Raw genomic sequence first — 25,743 nt, 5'->3', positions numbered from 1 at the left:
CCCTTTGTCTTTATTAATTTTTAACTAGATTTGGTTACCCTAAAAATAATTAATAGCTAATTGTCCCTCACAAAAGATATACATACGTTGTCTTTAAAAGCATATAAGAATGTCTTCGATTCTTTATACGCTTCGTTATGTCTTTTTGCGAATAGTTATGTAAAAGATATAGATATAGCCAAAGATTTGGTACAAGATGTATTTATAAAAGTCTGGGAAGATCAAATACAATTTAATAACGAAGCCGCTATAAAATCGTATTTATATACTGCGGTTAAAAATAGATCTTTAGATTTTTTAAAAAGTAGTCGGTTTAAGGCTACAGACCTTATGTCTGTTGTAGAATTGGATACTTTAAATAAAGAGTCCTTTTATTTAAAAGAAGTTGTTATTGAAGAAGCTTCAACCAAAATTGAAGAAGCTATTAATACACTTCCATGCAAATGCGCTCAAATTATGCGATTAAGTATTAAGGAGTTTACAAATGTTGAAATTGCTAACCAATTGGCCATTTCTGTGAATACGGTTAAAGCTCAAAAAAAAATAGCATATAAACGCTTAAGACCATTACTTAAAGATTACTACATATACATAGCATTTGTTTTTGAATCTTACAATTAAGCATGCGGTTTACTTAACTCTTAAGTAACTGTAAATGTTAAAAAAATAAACTTTAATTAAAAAAGTTAACTTTTTTTAACCCTACCTTAAAGTTTTGTCGTCTTAGTTAAAAATAGTAGTCATAACTAATGATAAAATTTAGTGAAATCATAATATTGTCTAAGCAGATTGTAACTTCTCTTTTAAAAGATGAAAAGCCAAGTGCATTAGAATCTTCAGATTTATTTTCTCAAGAAGAGAAAGCAGAGGTTGTAAAAAGGTTAACAGATAAGTCAGAAATAGAATCTCGTTTAGCACTTAAGAATAAAATTGATAGTAAAGCTGATTGGCAAACTTTAAAATCGAAATTAAACATTCCTAAGAAAACATATTACTGGCAGTATGCAACAGCAGCTTCAGTTGCTCTTATTGTTACATTAACTTTCCTGTTTAATAAAAATAACACCCTACATAACGAACCTGTTATAGTAGATACTAAAATTGAAATAGGGAGTTGTAAAGCGGTATTAACACTTTCAGATGGTTCTGTAGTTGCCTTAGATAGTACGAACACATATAATAATAAATGTGTGAAAGGTAACGGAAGTGAAATTATATATGGAGTCTCGGAAACTGAAAATCAAAACTTAGAGTTTAATTATTTAACTGTTCCTCGTGGTGGACAATATCACGTAGAGTTGTCAGATGGGACAGACGTTTGGTTAAATTCAGATTCACAACTTAAATATCCAGTAAATTTCATAAAAGGACATCCTAGAGAAGTTGAATTGGTGTATGGTGAAGCTTATCTAGAGGTTTCTAAAAGTACCGAAAACCATGGAACTGCCTTTATCTTAAAAACAAAACAACAAGATATTACAGTATTAGGAACAATTTTTAATGTAAAAGCCTATATCGATGAAGCCGATATTGTTACCACATTAGTAGAAGGTAGTGTAGCTGTAAGTAATAGTATTAATAAAAATATTTTAAAGCCTAGCGAACAATCAAAACTATCTCAAGATAAAGACGATTTTGAAATTTCGACAGTAGAAGTAGACGAATTTATTTCTTGGCACAAAGGAAAATTTAGTTTCACAAATAAGTCTCTAGCAGAAATAATGAAAGTGTTGTCTAGATGGTATGACGTTGACATTTTAATAGTTAATGAAGACCTAGAGAATATTGGTTTTACCGGAGTTATAAGTAAAAAACAACCTATAGAAAATATCCTTGGAATTATACAAAATACAAATAATATGAAATATACAATAGAGAATAAACATATCACGATTGAATAAAAAAATAGGGATATAACTAAACATCTCACCGCCAGTAATATCCCTGTGAGTAATTGATTAATTAACCAACATGTAAATTTATGAAAAAAAAATTACTAATCCGCTTCTCTACACGCAGAGAAGGTTTTTGACGCTCATCATGAAAACATTTATTTTTTTCTTTTCGATGTCGCTCTTTAGTTTAACTCCCAAGAATGGATTTTCGCAAGGTGCCAAAATTGAAATTGAATCCAGTCGGGTTGTTTCGGTCGACGAAGTTTTTGAACTGATTAAAAATCAGACAGATTACACGTTTATTTACAGAGCAGATTTGTTCGAAAATTATCCAAAAGTAACCTTAAAAAAAGGTACTGTTAAAGCTCAAGTGCTTTTAGAAAAAACGCTTTCTAATGGAAGCTTTAGTTATGAATTCGCACAAGAAAACACAATCATTATTAAGAGTAAGATTTCTGAAGACGAGCTGGTTGCTAAAGTAGATAATGATGATGAAGTACAAAGTATTATTAATGGTGTTGTTGTCGATGAAAATGGAGTTCCTTTACCTGGAGTAACGATATTATTAAAAGGCACACATAAAGGTACAACTACAGATTTTGATGGTAATTTCAAAATCAATTTGACAGGTAGTACTGAAACCCCAATATTAGTATTCACTTTTATAGGGTATGAAAAACAAGAGGTTAATATTGGTACCAAAACCTCTATAACAGTAAAAATGAAACCTGAGCTTTCTGGTTTAGACGAAGTTGTTGTTATTGGGTATGGTACATCAACAGTAAGAGATGCAACTGGTGTTATAGCTAGAATTCAATCTGAAGATATTGAGAATGCTCCAATGGCCACAACTGTAGAATCTTTAATTCAGGGTAAAGCTTCCGGTGTAAATGTACAAATTCAATCGGCTTCACCTACTTCTCCAGTTAGTGTTGTAATTCGTGGAATGTCTTCACTAGATGGAGACAATCAACCATTATGGGTTATCGATGGTGTTCCACAGGAATCAACCGTAAATAGACCTAATTACGACCCTGTAACTCCATTAGCAGACTTAAACTTAGAGGAAATTGAAAGTATCGATATTTTAAAGGATGCTTCTGCAACAGCAGTTTACGGGTCTAGAGCTGCTCATGGTGTTATTATTATAACTTCTAAAAAAGGAAAGCGAAATACAAAACCCGTATTTCAATTCTCTACAAATATATCGCAAAGTATTACCGATTATAATGCATTCGAATATTTTGATGGCCCACAATACGAAAGCTTTATGGAAGCTGCCTATAGAGAGCAAATTATTACTAATGGCTGGACAGGTGATTCAGATCAATTTTTTGACGAACAAGCATTTTTTAATTTAAATACCAGTGAGTACGATGCTTCAGATTTAACACTTCTTCCAACAGCTTTTTATGGTGGTGATACAGACTGGCAAGAAGAAGTTTCACAGAATCCTTTTAATGTAAAGCATGATTTATCTGTAAGTGGTGGTTCTGAATTGACTACTTTTTATGTGGCTTTAGGTATTGTAGAGAATGACGGGGTTGTAAAATCTGGATATAATAACGGGTATAACGGAAGCGTAAGGCTAGATACTAAATTAAGTGATAGGTTAACCTTTGGAATAAATTTGAGAGGTTCTACTAGAGATGCTAGTAATAAAGACGGATTACTAACTGTAGTGAATAGAATACGTCCAGATTTAAAACCATATAATGAAGATGGGTCTTTATATTACAGCTATTATGTTGAAAACCCGTTTACAGCTATTTTAAATGAAAACTCTTCAAAGACTAATTCTCTTAATACAACAGCATATTTAGAGTATGAAGTTATAAAAGGTTTAAGATGGAGGTCATCTTTTACTAATGCGTATGCTGATTCTGAATATTTATCGTTTAATTACGCAGGTACCTACCAAACAGAATTAAGTGAAAGACGCTGGAGGTCTTCAAAACGAAATCGTGATTTATTTGACAATACCCTAACTTTTGCTAAGCTTATAGGAGATAAACATGATATTACAGCTTTATTAGGTTACAGTTTAGAAAAATATAGTACAAGTAGTTATTCAATATATGCTGAAGATTTTGCTGATGATGATCTTCTTAATAATTTTGGATCTCATGCATCAGTTCCAATTGTAAGTGAAAGTAAAGGTGAATCTGCGTTAATTGGTCAGTTTGCTCGTGTGCATTATAAATACGATGATCGCTATATTATTTCAGGAACAATACGTAGAGATGGATCTTCTCGTTTTGGTTCAGATAGACAATGGGGTACCTTTCCTTCTGGAGCTTTAGCTTGGATAGTTTCTGAAGAAAATTTCATGAATTCTAATAACATGAAAAAATACCTTTCTTATTTAAAGTTAAGAACATCTATTGGTATTACAGGATCTACAGGTGGTCTTGGTTATTCAGATTGGGCTACAGGAATTCAGGCTGAAACTTATAACGACAGTCCAGCAATTAGTCCGAGCTCTTTAGGAAATCCACACTTACAGTGGGAAGAAACCACTATGTTTGACCTTGGTTTAGATTTTTCTATACTTAACGATCGTGTTTCTGGTTCGGTAGGAATTTATAAAAAACACAGTGATAAATTAATTTACGATAATGATATTCCTTGGAGTTCTTCAGAGCGATATACATCTGCAAATATAGCGGCAATGAAGGCTAATGGTGTAGAGGTAAGCTTAAGAGCTGATGTTTTTCGTACAAAAAATGATCGATTAACTTTTAACTTTAACTGGGCTACCAATAAATCTACTGTTGAAAAAATTACAGGAAATTTAGACCAACTTATTTTTTATAGCTACGATACACGTATGATATTAAATGTTGGAGACGAAATTGGTGATTGGTACGGTTACCAAACGGCTGGTAGATTTTACGCTACAGCAGAAGACTCTTATTCATTTAGAAATAGCTTAGACGAATACGGTAATCAAGAACCTTATGTTAGTGAAACTGAAGGTAAAGGCGATATGATTTATGTAGACCAAAATGGAGATGGAATAATAACTGCAGATGATGATCGCGTTAGTTTAGGGTCATCAATACCTGATGGTTATGGTGGTTTTGGTTTAAATTACACACATAAAAACTTTAATATATCGGCTAACTTTAGCTACGCCTATGGTCATTTAAGACATTGGACGGCTGCTAGAGATTTTGTTAGATATGGTATGAGAGATTATAATAGTAGTGTAAACCTTGCTGGGGAAACTTCTGTAGTATTAAGTCCAGAAGAGGCTTCTTTTCCTAGAGTTTTAGGAACTTCTATTGGAGGGAATGGACAATTCTCAGATTTCTTTTTACACGATGCATCTTATCTTCGTTTAAATGCATTGGCTATGAGCTATAATCTACCGCGTGAGATATTCAGAAATACGGTATTAAAGTCACTTACTTTAAATTTTAGAGCTTCAAATTTATTTACAATTACAGATTATCCAGGTTTCCGTCCAGATGGTGGTTCAATACTATCTTCTGTAGGTACGGCATCAGCAGAAGACAGTAGTACTTACCCTGATGCTTCGGTTTACAGTCTTGGATTAATAGTTAAATTCTAATATACATATTTTATGAAAAAATTAATTTATATTTTATTACTAACTCTATTTTTTGGGGTCAGTTCTTGCTCCGATGAATTGAACATAACCCCAAGTTACGAGTTAAATGAAGTTAATGGAATAACAAACGAAGGTAAAGCTGAAGATGCTGTTCACGGTATATATCCTTACATCGTACAAGGGAATAATTATTCTGGAGGTTTGGTTTATGCTTTAGCATCTAGAAGTGGTCTGGCTAGATTCTCGACTTCTGATTATAATATGACAACCACACAAACCAACAATAGCCCTTCGCAACAGTATTTCTGGTTAGGATATTACGAAACTATAAATGCGGCCAACTATGCTATAAACGGTATTAATAAATTAGGTTCAGATGTAATTTCCGATGATAGAAAATCGGAACTACTTGCAGAAGCTAGATTTTTAAAAGCTTTTGCTTGTACGTATGTGTTTTGGAAATACGGACACTGGTGGGAATCTAATGACGAGAGTCCTTATGGAATATTATACCGTGATGATTTAGCTACGGTAGACAATCTTCAAGTTGGTAGATTAAGTGTAGGAGATTCTTATGATAGAATCATGGCGGATATCGATTTTGCTATTGAAAACTTACCGGATTTTAAAGAAAGAGGAAATCGATATGTTTCTAAAGAATTTGCTAAAATTTTTAAAGCTAAAATTTTACTATACAGATATGGTTTTAATGATGGAAGAAACAAACCTGAATTAGAGGAAGCACTTGCTATAGTAGATGAAATTTTAAATTCAAATATACCAGGATTTTCTATGCAATCTGATTTAGCACAGGTTTATGAAGATTCGTGGGATTCTGATGAAAACTTGTTCTCTGGATATTTAGAACAAAACGGTAATGCAGATATATGGAATGCATCATCGTACTACTTTTCAACATTAATTACTAGAGGTACATTAGTTTGGGATTGGACTACTGAATCACAAATTACGGCAGGGCTAGTTAATGATGCAGCGAGTTGGTTTAAAGCTGATGGGCGTTGGCCAATTGCTACTGGGTTAATGCGTTACCCATATAATGCAACTTCTAATTTTAAGTATTATGCATGGAAAAAAGTTTGTAGACTAGGGCAGTATTGGGGACTTAATGCAGAACCTCAAGATAATAAGTACAATACATATTTTTTTAGATATTCAGAGTTATACATAATGAAGTCTGAGTTATTAGCAAGAACAGGTGCATCTGTTGCAGAGGCTATTGAACCAATAAACACTATGCGTTCTCTTCGAACAAATCCTGTGTTAGAAACTCTTAACCCAACATCAGAACAAGAATTGATGGATCTTATATTTAAAGAATATAGTTTAGAAACATTCTTAGAAAATGGTAGTGCCTTTTTTGCTTCATTACGAATGAAAAATGCAGATGGCGTATTATGGATGGAAGGACTTAAAGGATTCTCTATCGAGTTTAATAAAATTTGTTATCCTATTCCAGATGTAGAAATGCTTGTAAACAGAGAGATCATTCAGAACCCAGATTTAGAATAATTTAATTTAGAAAATATGAAATTTACCAAAAAATATATAAGTATCACAGCTGCTATAATTGGCTTAACTGTGTTTAATTCCTGTGCCGAAAGGTATATAGACGAAATAGAGTACGGCAATGATGTTACATTTAACGAATTAACTTTAGATAGGTTTTCTTTTCTTATTCCTGATGCACCTTTTCAAGCAGAAGGTTATGTTTCGGGTGAAATTACTGTAAATGTATCTAAGAATGCAGATGGTACCTATAGCGGATTTGCTTTATCTAATAAAAATTCTCGTTCTTATCCTTGGAGCTTATCACCTACATTTGCACCTGCTAGCGAGCTTAGCCCAGCAGAGGTACAAACTTCTATAGATTCAACTTTTTATAGTGTTTATACCGACGAAGTAAATAGAACAGAAAATTTTTTAGTAGGAAATACAAATAATGATGATGCCTATTTTACATTGCCTACTCCAAATGTTATAGAGCATGTATTAGTAGCAAATACATCATATAATGCCCTTTTAAGCCTTTATGGATCTATTTATTCTGGCGATATTGACGCTGAAACGCAAATGTATGATATAAATGGAGATGTAGTAGCTAACCCCAATATAGCAAATACAGACGATTCTGTGAAAGGAGTCTTTACACTTCCAGGAGTAGATGGTACTCTTAATACAGTGAGATTAAGTGCACATCAAACGCTTCAAAAAATGGCTGCCGGAGAAGCCGCAGGCGAAGAAGCTGGGCAGGCAATTGGAGGAGAAAGTGTTGGAATCGCGGCTGGAGAAGCTGCCGGAGAGGCCGCACGTGATCAATATGTTGCCGATAATCCAAGTAGCACAGAAGAAGAACAGCAAGCGGCTTATGATGCTGCGTATCAAGAGGCGTACGATGCTGCTTATGGCGATGTATATCAAGCTGCTTATAACGAAGCATATGATCAAATAAATATTGGAGATATAACCCTTACCATTGAAGGTTTTCTTAACGGTACGAGTGTTGGTACTACAGATGTTTATTTAGCTTTATTAGAAGGTGTAGATCCAGCAAATCCGGCTTACACATATACAGTAACCGATTGGAGAAGAGTCGATTTATCATCATTCGGCGCAGTTGATAAAGTGTTATTCAAGATGTCTTCTTCTTATGTTAACCCAGACGGTAGTATGGTGTATGCACCTACTTTTTGTTTAGACGGTATCCGACTTCAATAAAATACATATAGTTATTTACTTAAGAAAAACGGGAACTCGTTTTCCCGTTTTTTTAAGTCCACTTTAATTTATTAAAACTTTTATGTAGTGTATCACATCTGTCAAATGATTGTAAATCATCTTGATAAAGGATACTTGTATACTACCTGAACTAAAACTTTATACATGAAAAAAATTGTTATTATACTTCTATCGACCTTGTTTTTAACGTCTTGCGAAGAAAAAAAAGAAACCAAAGATTATATCTTGCTTTCTGGAACCATTTCTAATCCGCCATCAAAAGAATTTAGGCTAGGTGGTAAGGGCGGTTCAACCACGATTGAAATAGCAGAAGATGGCACCTTTTTAGATACAATTAAGACCGGAACAGGGAAATACATCTTTTTTAATCCTAGAACGCGAGCAGATTTGTATTTAACTAATGGCGGTGAATATAACTTAACAGCAGATGGTAAAGATTTTAGAAACACAGTAAAATTAACAGGAACAGATCCTGATGCTTCAAATTATTTAATGACTAAAATTGATAACATCATTAAAGTTAGAGGCGATTATGCCGAATTTAATTCATTAAACGAATCCGATTTTATTGCTAAAGAAACAGCTGTTAAAGAGCAACTTCTTAATTATCTAGATAGTTTTCCTAATGTCCCGAAAGAATTTTTAGAAGCTGAACGTGAAGAGTTAAACTACTACCACTTATTAACTTTAATTAAATACGAAAGTTTACACCAAAGATACACAAAGCAACCCGATTTTAAAGTTTCGCCCGATTTTCTTAAAGAACTAGAAGGTATAGATTACCTTAATGAAGATGCTTATAAACTTAGATCGTCATACAATAAATTAGTAAAAGAGCATTTTAACAGAAAGGCAGATGAATTAATTAAAAACGAAGGGGTCGACCAACATTTAGCTAAACTTAACGTATATGGAGCAATTCCTAACGACTATATAAAAAATGATTTATTAATGTCGGCTGCTTCTAGTGGAATTACATATACCAACAATCTAGACGAATATTATAACACATATATATCTGTGTCCACGTCTAAAAGTAATGATGAAAGTATTACAGAAAAATACGAAAATCTAAAAAAGCTTTCTAAAGGTCAACCATCTCCAGTCTTCACAGCATACGAAAATCATGCAGGTGGAACAACTTCTTTAAGCGATTTTAAAGGTAAATATGTATACATAGATGTTTGGGCAACTTGGTGTGGTCCGTGTTTAGCGGAAGTGCCTGCTCTTAAAAAAGTTGAAAAGCAATATCATAATAAAAACATAGAATTTGTAAGTATCTCTATTGATGTAGAAAACAAATACGATGCTTGGAAAAAAATGGTTACAGATAAGGAGCTTTCTGGAGTGCAATTACTTGCAGATAAAAACTGGAAAAGCGATTTTGTAGCTGCTTACGAGATTAACGGAATCCCTCGTTTTATTTTAATTGATCCATCAGGAAACATTGTAAGTGCTAATGCGCCTCGACCATCGGACTCAAAATTAATCGAACTTTTTAAAGAATTAGGAATTTAATTAACGCATTATTAATTTAAAAAGTATCATGAACAGAATCCTTATCTTATTGCTTTCAATGCTAAGTTTAGCATCGTGCAAAACAACTCCTAGTAAAGATTATATTTTACTTACAGGGACTATTTCCAATACCACATCAGAAAAATTTAGACTTTCAGGACAAGGTTTACGAATGCCTATTGCATTAGCAGAAGATGGCTCCTTTACTTGTGATACCATATATTCTGGAACCGGACGTTACACCTTTACCGATGGTAGAAACACGGCATATCTGTATTTTGAAACTGGAGGTACATATAATTTAACGGCAACTATAAATAAATTTAAAACAACAGCTAAAATAACGGGTACCAATCCTGATGCCTCTAATTATCTTTTAACCGAATATGAACATAACAATAACCTAAGAGGTGTTTATGCTGAATATAATTCATTAAATGAAACTGATTTTAGTGACAAACAACAAACAATATTTGAAGCTAATACTAAATACTTAGAAAGCTTTACAGGACTACCTAAAGAGTTCGCAGAAGTTGAACGTAAGGAGTTATATTATTCACATTATTTAGCACTTATAAAATACGAAAGTTTACATCGAAGATATACCAATCAACCAGATTTTAAAGTTTCAGATAATTTTATGAAGCAATTTGAGTCGGTCGATTTTTTAGACGAACAAGCTTTTAAGCGCAGAGGTTCTTACGACGATTTAGTTAAAGAGTATTTTGTGCGTAAAGCAGACGAGTTAGCAGAACAAGAAGGTATCGATAAATACTTAGCAAAGCTTAAAATCTTTGAAGCAATCCCTGACGATTATATAAAAAATAGTCTATTAAACTCGGCAGCAAAGTACGATATAGCTTATACAGATAATATAGATACATATTATAATACATTTATAGCAGCGTCTACATCAGAAGCGAATAATACAAGTTTTACAGAAAAATATACAGCGTTAAAAAAACTGTCTAAAGGAGAGCCTTCTCCAGTTTTTACAGATTATGTTAATAATGCAGGAGGTACAAATTCTTTAATCGATTTTAAAGGAAAGTATGTGTATATAGATGTGTGGGCTACTTGGTGTGGACCGTGTTTAGCAGAAGTACCAGCGCTTAAAAAAATTGAAAAACAATATCATAACAAGAATATAGAATTTGTAAGTATTTCTATTGACACTCAAGATAAGCGCGAAGCATGGAGTAAAATGATAGCTGATAAAGCATTAGGCGGTGTTCAGTTACTAGCAGATAAAGATTGGAGTACCGACTTTATTGTAGCTTATAAAATTAATAGTATACCAAGGTTTATTTTAATAGACCCAGATGGCAATATTGTGTCGTGGAATGCACCTAGGCCATCAAATGACGAATTAATAACCTTATTTAATGAATTGGGTATTTAAGTATGCCTTTAAATATAAAAACAAATCGTATGAAAAAACATTTATTTATAATGGGAATCGCTATGCTAGCATTTTCATGTAGCAAAAAGGCTCCTGCCGATTATGCACTTGTCTCAGGACAGTTCTCAAACAATACTGATGACAAAATAATTTTAATAAGTTTTAATGATCGTGCATTTTTAGATACGTTACAGGTTTCTAGCGATGGAACTTTTAAAGATACCATTAGAGGAGATAAAGGGTTGTATCAATTAATTTATAATAAAATGCGTACCAATATTCATTTAGAAAATGGTTACAATTTAATACTTAATGCAGACTCAAAAGCTTTAGATAGTACAGTTGTTATTACAGGAACTGGTGCTGAAGAGAATAATTTCCTTAGAGCTAGAAGTAAAAAAACAAAAGAACTAGAAGGGACAGAAAATATCTATATTTTAGAAGAAGATGCTTTTAAAGACAAAACCACTACAATAGTTACTGCTCTTAACGAACTCTTGGATAATACCGAAGGTCTTTCTGAACCCTTTAGGTTAGCGCAGCAAAAAGATATTAAATACACTTATCTTAATAAATTAGGTAATTATGAATACGCTCACGCACGCTATGCTAAGAAAAAAGATTTTAAAGTGTCTCCAGATTTCTTATCAGAATTAGACCTTATCGATTATAATAGCGAAGAAGATTATATCGACTCTAGAGCTTATAAAGCATTAGTGGGTAAGCATTATAGAAGTAAAGCGGCTGAAATTAAAACTACTGAAAACATTTCTAAAGATATTGCCGATTTAAAAGCCTTCTCTACAGCCAAAAATCAGACCATAAAAAACGATTTGTTAGGATCTACCGTAGCAGGAATAACTAGAACAAAACATCTTGATGAATATTACAACCTTTTTATGGCTGCTTCTACAGACGAAGAGCAGAATGAAACACTTAAAGGCTTTTATGAAAACTTAAAAAAGGTTCAAGATGGAAACCCTTCTCCTAAATTCGAGAATTATGTAAACTATGCTGGAGGAACAACTTCTTTAGACGATTTAAAAGGCAAGTATGTTTATATCGATGTTTGGGCAACTTGGTGCGGACCTTGTATTCGTGAAATTCCAGCTCTAAAAGAAACAGAACAGCAATACCACGATAAAAACATTGAGTTTGTAAGTATTTCTGTAGATAAACAAAAAGACTTCGAGAAATGGAAGAAGATGATTAATGATAAAGAACTTGGAGGTGTGCAATTGTTTGCAGACAACGATTTTCAGTCGAAGTTTATTAAAGATTATGTTATTAATGGTATTCCTAAATTCATTTTATTAGATCCTTCAGGAAACATTGTTAATGCCAATGCGCCAAGACCATCAGACCCTAAATTAATCTCATTATTTAATGAGCAGGGTATTTAATTCTAAGCTGTGTAATAATTACTAAATCAACTAAAAGCATATTAAAACTAAACCTTTCCTAGCAATTTTGTTTTCTTAAAAACAATTGAATTAGTCATAGTCAATGTCTAGGAAAGGTTTAAAGGGTTATTTGAAAAAGTAACCCTTTTAAATTAGTTTAAAGTCATCACTTTTTTTCAAAAAGAATTATCTCCTTAATTTTTAAAAAATACAATTCATGAAACATTTTTTTTCATTTTTAACGCTGCTATCTCTAAGCTACTTCGCGATGGGTCAGAATATAGATTTAAAACAACCTATAGCTACAGACCAAAGCGTAATAAAAGGTGTGCTACCTAACGGACTAACTTACTATATAAAAAGTACAGACGTTGTTAAAGATGCGGCAAGTTATTACATTATTCAAAATGTAGGCTCTGTTTTAGAAAACGAAGACCAGCAAGGTTTGGCGCATTTTTTAGAACACATGGCCTTTAATGGGACGCAAAATTTCCCAGGAAAAAGCATGCTAAATACACTGCAAGGCCATGGTGCCGTTTTCGGAAAAGATATAAACGCATATACGTCTTTCGACGAAACGGTCTATAATATGAATAACATTCCAACCAAAGAGGCTTTGGTAGATACCTGCTTAACGGTGTTAAGTGATTGGTCTAATTATTTATTGTTAACCGATGACGAAATAGATGCTGAACGTGGCGTGATTAAAGAAGAATGGCGAACCAGGCAAAACGGACGCATGCGTTTGTTTGCTAAATCTCTGCCTATCACTTACAATCATTCTAAATATGCAGATAGATTACCTATCGGACAAATGTCTGTAGTAGAAAGTTTCGATTATAAAGCCCTTCGCGATTTTTATCACGATTGGTATAGAACAGACTTGCAGGCTATTGCCGTAATTGGTGATTTTGATGCAAAGGTTATAGAGCAAAAAATCATTGAAAAATTTTCTACAATTCCAGCTGTCGACAATCCTAGAGCACGCTTTATAGTCGATATTCCAGATAACAAAGAGATGATGTATAGTTTAGGAATGGACCCAGAGATATCCACAGCAAATATTGCCTTCGGAATACGTCATAAAAAATCATTAGAGACAGAAACTGTAGCCGATTTAAAACGTTCAATTCTTCAATCTATGGCGGTAGGAATGTTAAATGCTAGAATTTCTGAATTGGCTCAAAAACCAGAGGCTTCATTTTTAGGAGCAGGAATGAGTTATGGGAGTATGTCTAGAACATCTAATGCTTTTAGTATCGGAATTTTACCAAAACCCAACATGCAAAAAGAAGCTTTTCAAGAGGTGTTAACAGCTGTCGAGCAAGGTGTAAAGTTCGGGTTTACGCAATCAGAATTGGATAGAAGTATTGTGAAATACAACACATCTTACGAAAACAGAATAGCTAAGAAAGCAAGTATCAGTCATAAAAGTATTATAAATGGTATTAAGAAAAATTATCTTGAAAATGAAACCATTTCAGATTTAGAGAAAGAATACGAAGTGGTGCAACAAATATTTAAGACCATAACAACAGAAGACCTGCACACCACCCTTAAAGCAATGTATGCTAAAGACAATAGATATTTAAATGTTACAGGTGTAGAAGGGCAAGCAAACTTAACCAAAGCAGAAGCCTTAGATATTATGAGTACTGTTGAAAATGATAAAACACTTCAACCGTATCAGGAAGCCATGGCAGGAAAAACCTTAGTATCAGGGATTAATTTTGTGCCTGGTGAAATTGTAGAAACGACCGTTAATAACGAACTAAATGCTACAACGTATATCTTAAGTAATGGCATTAAAGTACATCATAAATTTGTCGATAAAGAGAAAGATAAAGTCGCTTTAAATGCTTACAGCTACGGTGGAACGTCATTATTGAATACAGAAGATTTACCCTCTGCAAATTTTGTATCGAGTTTAGCCCAGAAATCAGGTTTAGGCGATTTTAATGCTACAGACTTAAGAAAAGTATTGGCAGGAAAAACAGCAAATGTATCTATTGGTTTAGGAGCTATTAATGAAAGTCTTTCAGGAGCATCTAATACCAAAGATGTAGAAACCATGTTACAAATGGTATACTTAAATTTTGTAAATCCACGTTTCGAAGCGTCTGCTTTTACCGTTCTAAAAAGTAGTTTAGATAATTATCTTATTAGAAAATCGAACAGTGTAGCAGATAAAATGAAAGACAGTTTAACTGTAACCGTCTATGGTGAAAACAATCCTAAAGCGCGTCTTTTTACAGAAGACTATGTTTCCGACATTAAATTCGAAAAGATAAAATCGATTTACGACGCACGTTTTCATGACGCTTCAGACTTTGAATTTTTTATTGTGGGCGATTTAAAAGCAGAACAATTACAGCCACTGTTAGAAAAATATATTGCGAGTATTCCAACATACAATACCACAGAAGCCTATAAAGATAACGGCCCTGAATGGAAATCAGACCATATTAAAGAAGATATTTATTTGGTTATGGAAGACCCAAAAGCGTCCGTAAATATCGCTTATAAAAAAGAAATGCCATATTCAACAGCGCATGCAATTTATACCAATGCGCTTGGCGATATTCTTCAGTTACGTGTTACAGAAAGTGTAAGAGAATCTGAAGGAGGCGCATACAGCCCAAGAGCAAATGCAAGTTTGTCTAGAGAACCAAAATCGCAATTAAACGTGTCTTTTAGATTTGATTGTAACCCTGAATTGGCCGATAAGTTAGTCGATATCGTGACTGCAGAATTACAAAATATAGCTGATGGAAACGTAAGGGAAGACGATTTAAATAAAACACGAACCAATTTCTTAAAGGAACGTTTACAGTCTAAGGATAAAAATAGTTACGATATGCGATTGCTAACTAGTTTCTATCGCTATGATTTAAATCTAAACGACCCTAAGAATTTTGAAGATATCGTAAACAAGATGTCTATAAAAGACATTCAAGATATGGCGCGTGAAGTTTTAAATGAAGGAAAATCGTATCAAGTTGTGTTTAAACCAAAGCAATAATAAAACACCTAATTAATGAAAAACATACTAATAGCACTCGCTTTTTTAACATGTGGTTTTGTATATAGCCAAGTTTTAGATCCTGTAAAATGGACGACTTCCGTAGAGAAAGTATCCGACACAGAATATAACTTGATTGCTACAGCACATATCGATGCGGGTTGGCATTTATATTCGCAAGTCGTACCCGAAGGTGGCCCGATAGCGACGACCTTTATCTACGATAATTCGGAAGAAAATTTCATTTTAAACGGCAATACTGTAGAAGGAGAAGGGCATACGGTACATGATCCTATTTTCGAAATGGAAATAAAATATTTTGATGGTGAAGCAAAATTTATTCAAAACGTAAAAGTTACAAAAGCAACCTCTACAATAAACGGATTTGTAGAGTTTATGGTCTGCGACGATACCCGTTGTTTACCACCAACAGAAATAGATTTAGAATTTCAGCTTGACGTAAAAACAGCTTTAGCTACAGAAACGACTGAAGCTGTAACACCAGCAGTCGCTGTAGATAACACCATTAAAACTACCGAGGATTTAGCCTCTAATAAAGGACTTTGGTCAATCTTTTTTATTGCCTTCTTATCAGGCTTTGCAGCCTTATTAACACCATGCGTATTCCCGATGATTCCAATGACGGTGAGTTTCTTTACTAAGCAAAGTAAAAACAAAGCCGCTGGAATTAAGAATGCTATTATTTATGGTATTTGTATTATCGTTATTTATTTACTGTTGGGTATTGCTGTAACCGGAATTTTTGGAGCCGATGCTTTAAATGCATTAGCCACCAATGTGTGGTTTAACATAATTTTCTTTGTACTTTTAGTTGTTTTTGCGGTATCTTTTTTAGGTGCTTTCGAGATCATGCTACCAAATTCTTGGGCAAATAAAGTCGATTCTCAAGCGGATAGAGGCGGACTAGTCGGTATCTTTTTTATGGCGTTAGCCTTAGCCATTGTATCTTTCTCTTGTACAGGTCCAATTGTGGGAACCTTATTAGTGGAAGCGGCATCAAAAGGAGGAGTCGCACCAATAATTGGAATGTTCGGATTTTCATTAGCCATTGCATTACCATTTGCACTATTTGCAGCTTTTCCAGGTTGGTTAAACTCACTACCAAAATCAGGAGGTTGGCTAAACACAGTAAAAGTGGTTTTAGGATTTTTAGAACTGGCTCTAGCATTTAAATTCTTAAGTCAAGCGGATTTAGTTTTGCAGCTTCACATTTTAGAACGCGAGGTATTTATCGCGATTTGGATTGCCATTTTTGGAACCCTAGCGTTTTATTTATTCGGGAAAATTAAATTACCACACGATTCCCCATTAACGCATATTTCGGTGGGGCGATTAAGTTTAGGTCTTATCGTGTTAACCTTCACTATTTATATGATTCCAGGCCTTTGGGGAGCACCTCTAAATATTATTAGTGCATTTCCGCCACCACAAGACTATAGCGAATCGCCTTATGGTGTAGGGTTCTCAAAATTAGGATCAGGTGGTAGCGCATCCGCTCATGGCGATTTACCTGAAGGTGCACATTTATTAGCGCCACACGATATCATGGCCTTCAACGATTACGACACAGGTTTAGCATACGCTAAAAAAGTAGGTAAACCTGTAATGTTAGATTTTACAGGTTGGGCGTGTGTAAATTGTAGAAAAATGGAACAGAATGTATGGCCAGAACCAGAAATTTTAAATCTATTAAAAAACGATGTGGTTTTAATCTCCTTATATGTAGATGACAAACGAAAACTTGAGGCTGATGAGATTGTAGATTCACAACTAAAACCTGGAAAAAAGTTAAAGTACATCGGACAAAAATGGAGTGAGATGCAAACCATTAAATACAAATCAAATTCGCAACCATTTTATGTTATCATCGATCATAACGAAGAGAAACTAGTAGAGCCTGTAGGTTATATTCCAGATGTAGAAGCGTATCATACGTGGTTGAAAACTGGGGTGTCGAACTTCTAACTCATAATCATAAGTGAAACAAATTGTATCTATAAACAATTCAAAATAAATAAAACAATGAAAATCAATTATATTCTATATCTATCGTTAGTATTCGTTTTAAACAGTTGTAATTCTACTAAAAACACATCAGAGATTAGTAAAACCGATGTTGAAATTATAGACGAAGTGGCCGAGAATGGTTCAGAGTTTGTTAGTGCGGCTAGTGCAGAAGTCGATAAATTAGTCGCTGCCAATTTGCATACGCCTTTTACAAAACTTGAGGAAGACCGAACAAAGAACTTCGAAGTTAATTCAGGTGTTGTAATTACACCTACAATATCAGCTAAAAAGACAGGGAATCAAATGTATCATCACTTGCAAGAGAGTACATTATATATTGGTTCGTCGTATTTATGCGATAAATGTCCGAATGTACATCTAAGTGCAGCATCTGGATTTGTAATTCACGAAGATGGTATAATTGTTACTAACTATCATGTTATTGCACCTAGAGATAGTATTAAATATGATGGGCTTTTTGCGGTCGATCACGAAGGTACTGTGTATGTCGTGACGGAAGTTTTATCGGCAAGTAAAGCCAACGATTTAGCAATACTAAAAGTCGATACTATGGGGACTAAATTAAATGCATTACCATTAGCAGAAACCGAACTTGTAGGAGAAGATGTGTATATGATGGGACACCCATTTAAAAATACGTTTTTTATGACTAAAGGAATCATTTCTAGAAAATATGTGAATTCTGAAAAGTCGCAACCTAAAATGACCATTACAGCAGAATTTGGTTTAGGAGCTAGTGGTGGACCTGTAGTAAATGATTCTGGAGAAGTGGTTGGAGTAGTGAGTGCTACACGTGCAAACTATACCGGATCAGGGAAACAAAAAGGAGATTTACAGTTGTTGTTAAAAATCGTTATACCAGTAAGTCAACTTAATAATTATGTAAAATCGGACGTTTAAACCATTTAAACAGAAGTAAAATAACAGCCCCATTATATAAAGCGTATTTATATAATGGGGCTGTTTTTATATATAAAAAGCATTTATTTCACTTTAATAAAACAATACAACTTTAAATCTAATATTCATTTTCAAACTCAGGAGTATAACTTTTATAGTTGTTCAGATCACGATACATCTTCGGTCTATGTCTTAGTATTTAACGTGTTGTTTATATGGTGTTTATATTTATTTCTTGTAAAAATTTTTAGGAGTAATAAATTTAGTTTTAGGAGTAATATTCACTGTGGTTTCATAATACTTTTACGTGCATAATTTTAAACATTATAACCATGAAAACGTTAAAAGATTTATTCGAACACCAATTGAAGGATTTATACAGCGCCGAAAGTCAGTTAATAAAAGCCTTACCGAAAGTGGCTAAAAATGCAACGGATAGTGAATTAAAAAAAGCCTTTGAATCGCATCTTGAAGAAACCAAAACTCATAAAAAACGACTGAAAGAGATTTGCGACGAATTAGACATTAAAGCCACGGGTGAAACCTGTAAAGCCATGAAAGGTTTAATTAAAGAAGCTGAAAGTTTTATGGACGAAGCCAAAGACAAAGAGGTTATGGATGCAGGACTTATTGCAGAAGCTCAACGTGTAGAACATTACGAGATTTCTGCTTATGGTACTGCAGTCCGATTCGCAAAAGAATTAGGGCATAAAGACATTGCTGCTAAATTGCAAGAAACTTTAGATGAGGAATATGATGCCGATAATGCATTAGATAAATTGGCAGAAGGTAGATTAAATAAAAAAGCTAAAAGTTAATTAAATTAGTAATTGGCTAGAAGTAACTGCTTATAGGTATATGTGTGTTATCGTATGTATTTATAAGCAGTTTTCTTTGTGTTAATACGCAGCTTTAAACGTTCTTAAATACAATTGAAAAACAATTTTATATATTAAAATGATGAATCTTACGTCAAACGAACCCTTTTGGTTAATTAAAAACGGACTTTTAGAATCTTATCCATCCATTAAAACAGATATGGACACCGATATTTTAGTTGTAAGTGCAGGAATTACAGGAAGTTTAATGGCTCATAAATGCATGTCGAATAATTACCGCACTATGGTTATTGATAGACGGGACGTTGCCAACGGGAGTACCTCGGCGACCACCTCTATGCTTCAATACGAAATAGATGTGCCGCTTTTTAAACTCACCCAGAGAATTGGTAAATCTGCTGCCGAAGCAAATTATTGGGCGTGTTATAATGCTATCGACACCTTACACGATATTGTAAAGTCCATAGGCTCTGACTGCGGATTTAAGAAAAAAGAATCACTCTATTTTGCTGCTTCAGAAGCCGATGTTGCAGATTTAAAAACCGAGTTTAGTGCTAGGCAAGCTTGCGGACTTCCAGTTACGTGGCTTTCTGCTGAAGACATTCAAAAAAAATATAAACTAAAACAGACATTCGGTGGTATCTTGTCTAAACAGGGAGGAAGTCTAGATGCCTTTAAATTAACACACGATCTTTTAAAATATAATGCGGCTCGTGGTTTAGACATTTTCGATAAGACTGAAATTGTTTCTGTAGAGCAAAGCGCTAATGGCGTCACTATAAATACTAATTATGGCTGTAGCATTTCAGCAAAAAAGATAATCTATTGTAATGGTTACGAAAGCACCGAGCTTATAGCAGATAATTTTGTTAAACTCCTATCCACTTACGCCATTATTGGTGAACAACAAGATGATGACCAACCTTATTTAAATGACACGTTATTTTGGAATACTGCAGAACCATATCTATATATGAGAACTACCGATGACAATAGAGTTTTAATTGGTGGTGAAGACGAAGATTTTGTAAATCCTGATAAACGGGATGCCTTACTACACGAAAAAAGTATAATGCTAAAAACAAAGTTAAATACACTATTACCACATTATAAGTTTAGAACCGATTTTGCATGGGCAGGAACCTTTGGAGAAACGAAAGATGGCTTGCCTTATATAGGTGAGCACCCCGACTTTAAACATAGTTATTTTGTGTTAGGCTTTGGTGGTAACGGCATTACGTTTTCTGTTATAGGTGCTGCGGTAATTAGCGATATGTTAGCCGGCAAAACGCATCCTTTACAATCTTATTTTAAGTTTAGAAGATAATTATAAACGTTACTAAGTTAACATTATTAATATGGATATAAAGTTCTGAATAAAAATGCCATTTCGTATAAAAGCTATCAGCTTAAATTTTTAGCGCTAATTTTTTAATGAATCGTGTTAATTTATCTCGCTGTAAATTAAGACTTTCGGACGTATTTCAAACACAAAAAACTTATCTGTAGAACGCTATAAAAAAAACGTAAACTCATGGCAGAGCATAAAAATCAGAAATCAGATTCAAAAAAAATAGAAGACTTAAAAGCAGCCTATAAGGATGCAGAAGGACAAACCATGACGACCAATCAAGGTTTAAAAGTGAACGATACCAACAACTCTTTAAAATCTGGAGAACGCGGAGCAACATTGTTAGAAGACTTTTTACTTCGAGAAAAAATTACCAGTTTCGATCACGAACGTATTCCGGAGCGTATTGTACATGCAAGAGGAAGCGGTGCACATGGTGTTTTTGAATTATATGAAAGTATTGAAGAGTATAGTAAAGCAGGAATTTTTACAGATACGTCTAGAAAAACACCTGTTTTTGCACGCTTTTCAACTGTGGCTGGCTCTAAGGGTTCGACAGATTTAGCGCGAGATGTGCGCGGATTTGCGGTTAAATTTTATACTGAAGAAGGGACCTGGGATTTGGTAGGAAATAATATGCCTATCTTTTTTATTCAAGATGCAATGAAATTCCCTGATTTAATTCATTCGGTAAAACCAGAACCGAATAAAGAAATTCCGCAAGCGGCCTCAGCGCATGATACCTTTTACGATTTTATTTCACGCTCTACAGAAACACTACACAATCAGATTTGGGTGATGAGCGATCGTGCCATTCCACGTAGTTTACGTATGATGGAAGGTTTTGGTATTCATACATTTCGATTAATTAATAAAGAAGGCAAATCACACTTTGTGAAATTTCACTGGAAACCAAAATTAGGGGTGCATTCTGTAACTTGGGATGAAGCAGTTAAAATTAGTGGTGCAGATTCCGATTTCCATCGTCGTGATTTATGGGATGCTATCGAGTCAGGGCAATACCCAGAATGGGAATTAGGACTTCAAATTGTACCCGAAGAAGATGAACACAAATTCGATTTCGATTTGTTAGATCCTACCAAATTGATTCCGGAAGAAATGGTTCCAGTAAAAATTATTGGGAAAATGACCTTAAACCGAAATCCAGAAAACTTCTTTGCAGAAACCGAACAAGTGGCCTTTTTACCAGGACACATTGTGCCAGGAATAGATTTTACAAACGACCCGCTATTGCAAGGCCGTTTATTTTCGTACAGAGATACGCAGTTATCGCGTTTAGGTGGCCCTAATTTTCATCAAATTCCAATTAACAGACCTGTTGGAGAGACACATAATAATCAAAGAGACGGGCATATGCAAACTGAAATTCCGAAAGGACAAACGGCATATTTCCCAAATAGTTTAGGTGGGGGCTGTCCGCATCTTGCAAAAATGGCTGAAGGCGGATTTACACATCACGAAGAACGTATTGATGCTAAAAAAATACGTACACGTAGTGCAAGTTTTAGCGATCATTTTTCACAACCAGCATTATTCTATCGCAGTCTATCCGATTGGGAAAAACAGCATGTTACCGAAGCTTATACTTTCGAATTAGGTAAATGTATGCACCAGCATATACAAGAGCGTATGCTTTGGGTGGTGGCTCAAATCGATGAAGACTTGGCAGCCAATGTGGCTAAAGGTTTAGGACTTAAAGTTCCGAAACAAATAGAGCAACCTGTTAATCAGGCTATAGGCGCAGATGCTGATGTCGAAAAATTCCAACCCGGAAAAAAGAACGTATATTTAGATCAGGCGCCAACGTTAAGTCAGGCGAATACACGTTTTGATAGTATTGCCACCCGACAAATTGCTGTATTAGCCGCCGACGGCTTTTCTATGCAAGATTTCGAGAATATGACGTCAGCTTTAAAAGCTAAAGATGCGATTATTAAAATTATTGCACCTCATGGCGGAACCATAACTTGTTCTGAAGGCATGGCACATAAAGTAGACGCTGCTATAAGCACTACGGAAAGTGTGCTTTATGATGCTGTCTATATTCCAGGAGGAAAACAATCGGTTAAATCACTTTTAGAGACTAAAAAATACATCAAATTTATAAATGAAGCATTTAAGCATTGTAAAGCTATAGCTGCAGATAACGATGGTTTAGACGTAATTAAAGCAACTTATGTTTCAGACTATAAAGATGATGAAGCGGTGTTGTTAAATGCAGAGCCTAAAGCATTTATTAAAGCCATTTCTAAACACAGAAATTGGAATAGGCTAGCGGTTGCAGATAGCGTACCTGTATAGATTCTTTGCTATAAATAAGTTTAATATATACGATTCATGGACTTAGATCAAACGATTGGCATTTTAGCTAGCATTTTTACAACCGTTGCCGTATTGCCTCAAATAATTAAAGCAATTAAAACGGGTATGGTAAACGATGTAGGTCCGTGGATGTATATTATTTTATGTATAGGTGTTGCACTGTGGGTTGTATATGGCATACTAAAGCAAGATTGGCCCATTATTATTTGTAATGCCATATCACTTGTTTTTAATGGCATTATGTTATACATCCTCATAGCTTCAAGACAAAAAGAACTACCTGTAAAAAGTAATTAGACTAAAAATAATCAAGATGGCAAAATCAGATGAATTTCCAGAACAAAAACAATCCAAACCAGGCAAGCAGCATGCTATGCATCCCGAACCAGAATTAATTCGAGATAATTATAAAGGTTCAGGAAAACTGAAAAATAAGGTGGCTTTAATAACTGGTGGTGATAGTGGTATTGGAGCAAGCGTTGCATTACACTTTGCAAAAGAAGGTGCAGACATTGCTCTAGTCTATTTAGAAGAAACCAAAGATGCTAACAGCATTAAGGAGTTAGTAGAAAAAGAAGGTAGAAAATGTCTGTTAATTAAAACAGATTTAAAATGTGAAGAACACTGTATAGAAAGTGTCGAAACATGTATTGAAACCTTCGGACGATTAAACATTTTAGTTAATAATGCGGCAACTCATTTTCCTAAAGATTCTATTTTAGATATAAGTAAAGCTCAACTACAAGAGACAGTCGAGACTAATTTTTATCCCTATGTCTATGTGTCGCAAGCGGCATTAAAACATTTTAAAGCTCACGATGTTATTATAAATACAAGTTCTGTAACAGCTTATAGAGGAAGTGCTCATCTTGTAGATTATGCCAGTACAAAAGGTGCTATAGTTAGTTTTACTCGGTCATTGTCGGCACAATTAGCAGCGCAAAAAATCCGTGTAAACGGAGTAGCTCCTGGACCTATTTGGACACCTTTAGTGATATCATCTTTTGATGATGTTTCAGACTTTGGAAAAGATACGCCTCTAGGAAGAGCAGGACAACCTAGCGAAGTTGGCCCAGCATTTGTTTTTCTTGCTTCTGAAGATAGTAGTTATATTACAGGACAATTTATTCATGTTAATGGTGGTGAAATAATAGGAGGGTAAGGACTCCTATTTAAGCGATTTTGCTTGATTCTTATTTAAAACTTTATCCTTTTTTTTATCGATAGCTAGTGGGTGGTCGGTCATACCTAAACCTATAATTTTTATAATACTTTCAATGGTATTGTAGAGCATTAAAACGACTATAATTAAAGCCGAACTTAAAATACTAGACACGGCTAAAGAAATATAATACATAACGGTAAACCATGATGCAGGTATATTCTCAGAATCGGTAATGGGAAGATTAAAGAGTAGGAAAGAAATCATAGAGGCTACAAATACAACAGTATCAAGTTTTGCTATAAAGCGCACATGTTTATAATGTTTGGGTTTTAGTTTAGATTTACTACTACCCCCTAAAAGGGTTAATAATAATGCTAAGATGGTAGCAGATGCTAGCGTAATGGTATTTCACAGCGTATTAATACCACCAATAGAGTTTTCTATAAGCATTTTGACTTCGTATCCCGAGAGTTTACCAGTCAACACCGTTCCTAAAAAGATAATAATCATAGAAATTACACCACCAAGAATGGCTCACTTTATATATCTATTCAATTCCATATATTTTTAGTAATGCTATTCGTAATTAGTTATAAAGTAATATGTCTTTTGTAGTATTAATTACTGTATTACATTCTAATTTTATCTCAAATACAAATTATTTTAAACATTTTTTTATCTCAATATCTTGTAAATGTTTTGCGCTAATATATAATGTAATAGCGTCTGCTGTTGTGTAATCGAAACTATAATTTAGAAAAACTAATTTTTAGATATAAACGTGTGTTATTCAGAGTGATAAAACATGTCTTCTAAAGTAAATTTTTAGAATTATGGAAACTAATATTGACGATACACTAATTAAAATAGAAGATATTGAATCCGATTTTAAGGATTTTATTCTAAAGCAAAAACATCCTTGTGTTATGGCTAAGACCGTGTTTTCAATGGATAAATATCATTTAAAAACATATGAAAGTATGACGGCAAAAACCAGTGCAGTTACACTTTTAAAAGATTTGGAAGATTATATCAATCAATACGATTTTGAGTCTAATACATTTGAATCTTTTATCGCTGTTTTTCCTAACGATAGCTTTAAAACAGAAATCGGATTTGAAAATCAACTTTGGGCATTCCTACAACGTTTACATGAATTAGACGATAAAGCCTGGGATTCTTCGGTAAGCAATAATCCTAACGATTCTAATTTCAGTTTCAGCCTTAAAGGTAGAGCCTTTTACATTGTAGGATTACATCCTAACAGTTCACGAATTGCTAGACAAAGTCCACATACAACTATAGTATTTAATTTGCATTGGCAATTTGAAAAATTAAGAGCGATGGGCACCTACAAACGTGTGAAAAAACGTATAAGAAAACGTGATAAAAAATTACAAGGTACTATAAATCCAGTTTTAAAGGATTTCGGTAACGATACTGAAACCAAACAATATAGTGGCAGACAAGTAGAGCGTGAGTGGACTTGTCCGTTTCACTCTAAAACATCATAAATATAGCT

General features: G+C 34.1%; 18 protein-coding genes. 17 read left to right on the top strand and 1 reads right to left on the bottom strand.

All coding sequences use genetic code 11. The annotated features are described in order from the left end of the window. Positions 1 to 60 precede the first annotated feature (60 nt). The 16 genes from BN863_RS09275 to BN863_RS09200 all read left to right on the top strand — a co-directional run bounded on the left by BN863_RS09275 (position 61) and on the right by BN863_RS09200 (position 24,218). Positions 61 to 621 carry an RNA polymerase sigma-70 factor gene (locus tag BN863_RS09275; RefSeq protein WP_242404009.1) on the top strand — a complete coding sequence of 187 codons (561 nt, stop codon included), beginning with the start codon at positions 61 to 63 and terminating at the stop codon, positions 619 to 621. 128 nt (positions 622 to 749) lie between these two features. Further along, positions 750 to 1,901: a FecR family protein gene (locus BN863_RS09270; RefSeq protein ID WP_051774660.1), complete on the top strand. Its 1,152-nt coding sequence runs from the start codon at positions 750 to 752 to the stop codon at positions 1,899 to 1,901. Positions 1,902 to 2,040: 139 nt separating this feature from the next. Continuing rightward, entirely contained in the window at positions 2,041 to 5,472 is a 3,432-nt protein-coding gene (locus BN863_RS09265) for a SusC/RagA family TonB-linked outer membrane protein (protein ID WP_038529828.1), read from the top strand. 12 nt (positions 5,473 to 5,484) lie between these two features. Beyond that, positions 5,485 to 7,002: a RagB/SusD family nutrient uptake outer membrane protein gene (locus BN863_RS09260; protein ID WP_038529825.1), complete on the top strand. Its 1,518-nt coding sequence runs from the start codon at positions 5,485 to 5,487 to the stop codon at positions 7,000 to 7,002. 15 nt (positions 7,003 to 7,017) lie between these two features. Then, positions 7,018 to 8,208 carry a DUF4465 domain-containing protein gene (locus BN863_RS09255; RefSeq protein ID WP_038529822.1) on the top strand — a complete coding sequence of 397 codons (1,191 nt, stop codon included), beginning with the start codon at positions 7,018 to 7,020 and terminating at the stop codon, positions 8,206 to 8,208. Between the two features lie 165 nt (positions 8,209 to 8,373). Further along, a complete protein-coding gene (locus BN863_RS09250) occupies positions 8,374 to 9,747 on the top strand; it encodes a TlpA family protein disulfide reductase (protein ID WP_038529820.1) in 1,374 nt (457 codons plus the stop codon). A gap of 28 nt (positions 9,748 to 9,775) precedes the next feature. Further along, entirely contained in the window at positions 9,776 to 11,149 is a 1,374-nt protein-coding gene (locus BN863_RS09245; protein WP_038529818.1) for a TlpA family protein disulfide reductase, read from the top strand. Positions 11,150 to 11,178: 29 nt separating this feature from the next. Further along, positions 11,179 to 12,552 (top strand): TlpA family protein disulfide reductase, encoded by a 1,374-nt coding sequence (locus tag BN863_RS09240; RefSeq protein ID WP_038533405.1) that lies wholly within the window; start codon positions 11,179 to 11,181, stop codon positions 12,550 to 12,552. A 217-nt stretch (positions 12,553 to 12,769) separates the two neighbouring features. Further along, complete coding sequence (locus BN863_RS09235; protein WP_038529816.1) at positions 12,770 to 15,574, top strand: M16 family metallopeptidase; 2,805 nt, start codon at positions 12,770 to 12,772, stop codon at positions 15,572 to 15,574. Between the two features lie 15 nt (positions 15,575 to 15,589). After that, positions 15,590 to 17,560: a protein-disulfide reductase DsbD family protein gene (locus tag BN863_RS09230; RefSeq protein ID WP_038529813.1), complete on the top strand. Its 1,971-nt coding sequence runs from the start codon at positions 15,590 to 15,592 to the stop codon at positions 17,558 to 17,560. Positions 17,561 to 17,617: 57 nt separating this feature from the next. After that, positions 17,618 to 18,523 carry a S1 family peptidase gene (locus tag BN863_RS09225; protein ID WP_038529811.1) on the top strand — a complete coding sequence of 302 codons (906 nt, stop codon included), beginning with the start codon at positions 17,618 to 17,620 and terminating at the stop codon, positions 18,521 to 18,523. A 332-nt stretch (positions 18,524 to 18,855) separates the two neighbouring features. Next, a complete protein-coding gene (locus BN863_RS09220) occupies positions 18,856 to 19,341 on the top strand; it encodes a YciE/YciF ferroxidase family protein (protein WP_038529809.1) in 486 nt (161 codons plus the stop codon). A 142-nt stretch (positions 19,342 to 19,483) separates the two neighbouring features. After that, on the top strand, positions 19,484 to 20,689 hold the full coding sequence (locus tag BN863_RS09215; RefSeq protein WP_038529807.1) for an NAD(P)/FAD-dependent oxidoreductase: 1,206 nt from the start codon (positions 19,484 to 19,486) through the stop codon (positions 20,687 to 20,689). A 207-nt stretch (positions 20,690 to 20,896) separates the two neighbouring features. Further along, positions 20,897 to 23,035 (top strand): catalase, encoded by a 2,139-nt coding sequence (locus BN863_RS09210; RefSeq protein WP_038529805.1) that lies wholly within the window; start codon positions 20,897 to 20,899, stop codon positions 23,033 to 23,035. Between the two features lie 36 nt (positions 23,036 to 23,071). Next, complete coding sequence (locus tag BN863_RS09205; protein WP_038529804.1) at positions 23,072 to 23,353, top strand: SemiSWEET transporter; 282 nt, start codon at positions 23,072 to 23,074, stop codon at positions 23,351 to 23,353. 16 nt (positions 23,354 to 23,369) lie between these two features. Beyond that, on the top strand, positions 23,370 to 24,218 hold the full coding sequence (locus BN863_RS09200) for an SDR family oxidoreductase (protein ID WP_038529802.1): 849 nt from the start codon (positions 23,370 to 23,372) through the stop codon (positions 24,216 to 24,218). 6 nt (positions 24,219 to 24,224) lie between these two features. Here BN863_RS09200 and BN863_RS18780 read toward each other — a convergent pair whose 3' ends face one another. Beyond that, positions 24,225 to 24,530 (bottom strand): hypothetical protein, encoded by a 306-nt coding sequence (locus tag BN863_RS18780; protein ID WP_242404092.1) that lies wholly within the window; start codon positions 24,528 to 24,530, stop codon positions 24,225 to 24,227. Between the two features lie 524 nt (positions 24,531 to 25,054). Here BN863_RS18780 and gntA point away from each other — a divergent pair. Beyond that, positions 25,055 to 25,735 (top strand): guanitoxin biosynthesis heme-dependent pre-guanitoxin N-hydroxylase GntA, encoded by a 681-nt coding sequence (gene gntA, locus BN863_RS09190; protein ID WP_038529799.1) that lies wholly within the window; start codon positions 25,055 to 25,057, stop codon positions 25,733 to 25,735. Positions 25,736 to 25,743: the final 8 nt, after the last annotated feature.

Source organism: Formosa agariphila KMM 3901, from assembly GCF_000723205.1.
In the GTDB taxonomy this organism is placed as follows: Bacteria; Bacteroidota; Bacteroidia; order Flavobacteriales; family Flavobacteriaceae; genus Formosa; species Formosa agariphila.
Note: the sequence above shows the minus strand (reverse complement) of the source record. Positions and strands in the feature narration are given on the sequence as shown.

Coding starts and splice junctions, on each gene's coding strand:
- BN863_RS09270 (WP_051774660.1), top strand. CDS start 750: ATGATAAAATTTAGTGAAATCATAATATTGTCTAAGCAGATTGTAACT.
- BN863_RS09265 (WP_038529828.1), top strand. CDS start 2,041: ATGAAAACATTTATTTTTTTCTTTTCGATGTCGCTCTTTAGTTTAACT.
- BN863_RS09260 (WP_038529825.1), top strand. CDS start 5,485: ATGAAAAAATTAATTTATATTTTATTACTAACTCTATTTTTTGGGGTC.
- BN863_RS09255 (WP_038529822.1), top strand. CDS start 7,018: ATGAAATTTACCAAAAAATATATAAGTATCACAGCTGCTATAATTGGC.
- BN863_RS09250 (WP_038529820.1), top strand. CDS start 8,374: ATGAAAAAAATTGTTATTATACTTCTATCGACCTTGTTTTTAACGTCT.
- BN863_RS09245 (WP_038529818.1), top strand. CDS start 9,776: ATGAACAGAATCCTTATCTTATTGCTTTCAATGCTAAGTTTAGCATCG.
- BN863_RS09240 (WP_038533405.1), top strand. CDS start 11,179: ATGAAAAAACATTTATTTATAATGGGAATCGCTATGCTAGCATTTTCA.
- BN863_RS09235 (WP_038529816.1), top strand. CDS start 12,770: ATGAAACATTTTTTTTCATTTTTAACGCTGCTATCTCTAAGCTACTTC.
- BN863_RS09230 (WP_038529813.1), top strand. CDS start 15,590: ATGAAAAACATACTAATAGCACTCGCTTTTTTAACATGTGGTTTTGTA.
- BN863_RS09225 (WP_038529811.1), top strand. CDS start 17,618: ATGAAAATCAATTATATTCTATATCTATCGTTAGTATTCGTTTTAAAC.
- BN863_RS09220 (WP_038529809.1), top strand. CDS start 18,856: ATGAAAACGTTAAAAGATTTATTCGAACACCAATTGAAGGATTTATAC.
- BN863_RS09215 (WP_038529807.1), top strand. CDS start 19,484: ATGAATCTTACGTCAAACGAACCCTTTTGGTTAATTAAAAACGGACTT.
- BN863_RS09210 (WP_038529805.1), top strand. CDS start 20,897: ATGGCAGAGCATAAAAATCAGAAATCAGATTCAAAAAAAATAGAAGAC.
- BN863_RS09205 (WP_038529804.1), top strand. CDS start 23,072: ATGGACTTAGATCAAACGATTGGCATTTTAGCTAGCATTTTTACAACC.
- BN863_RS09200 (WP_038529802.1), top strand. CDS start 23,370: ATGGCAAAATCAGATGAATTTCCAGAACAAAAACAATCCAAACCAGGC.
- gntA (WP_038529799.1), top strand. CDS start 25,055: ATGGAAACTAATATTGACGATACACTAATTAAAATAGAAGATATTGAA.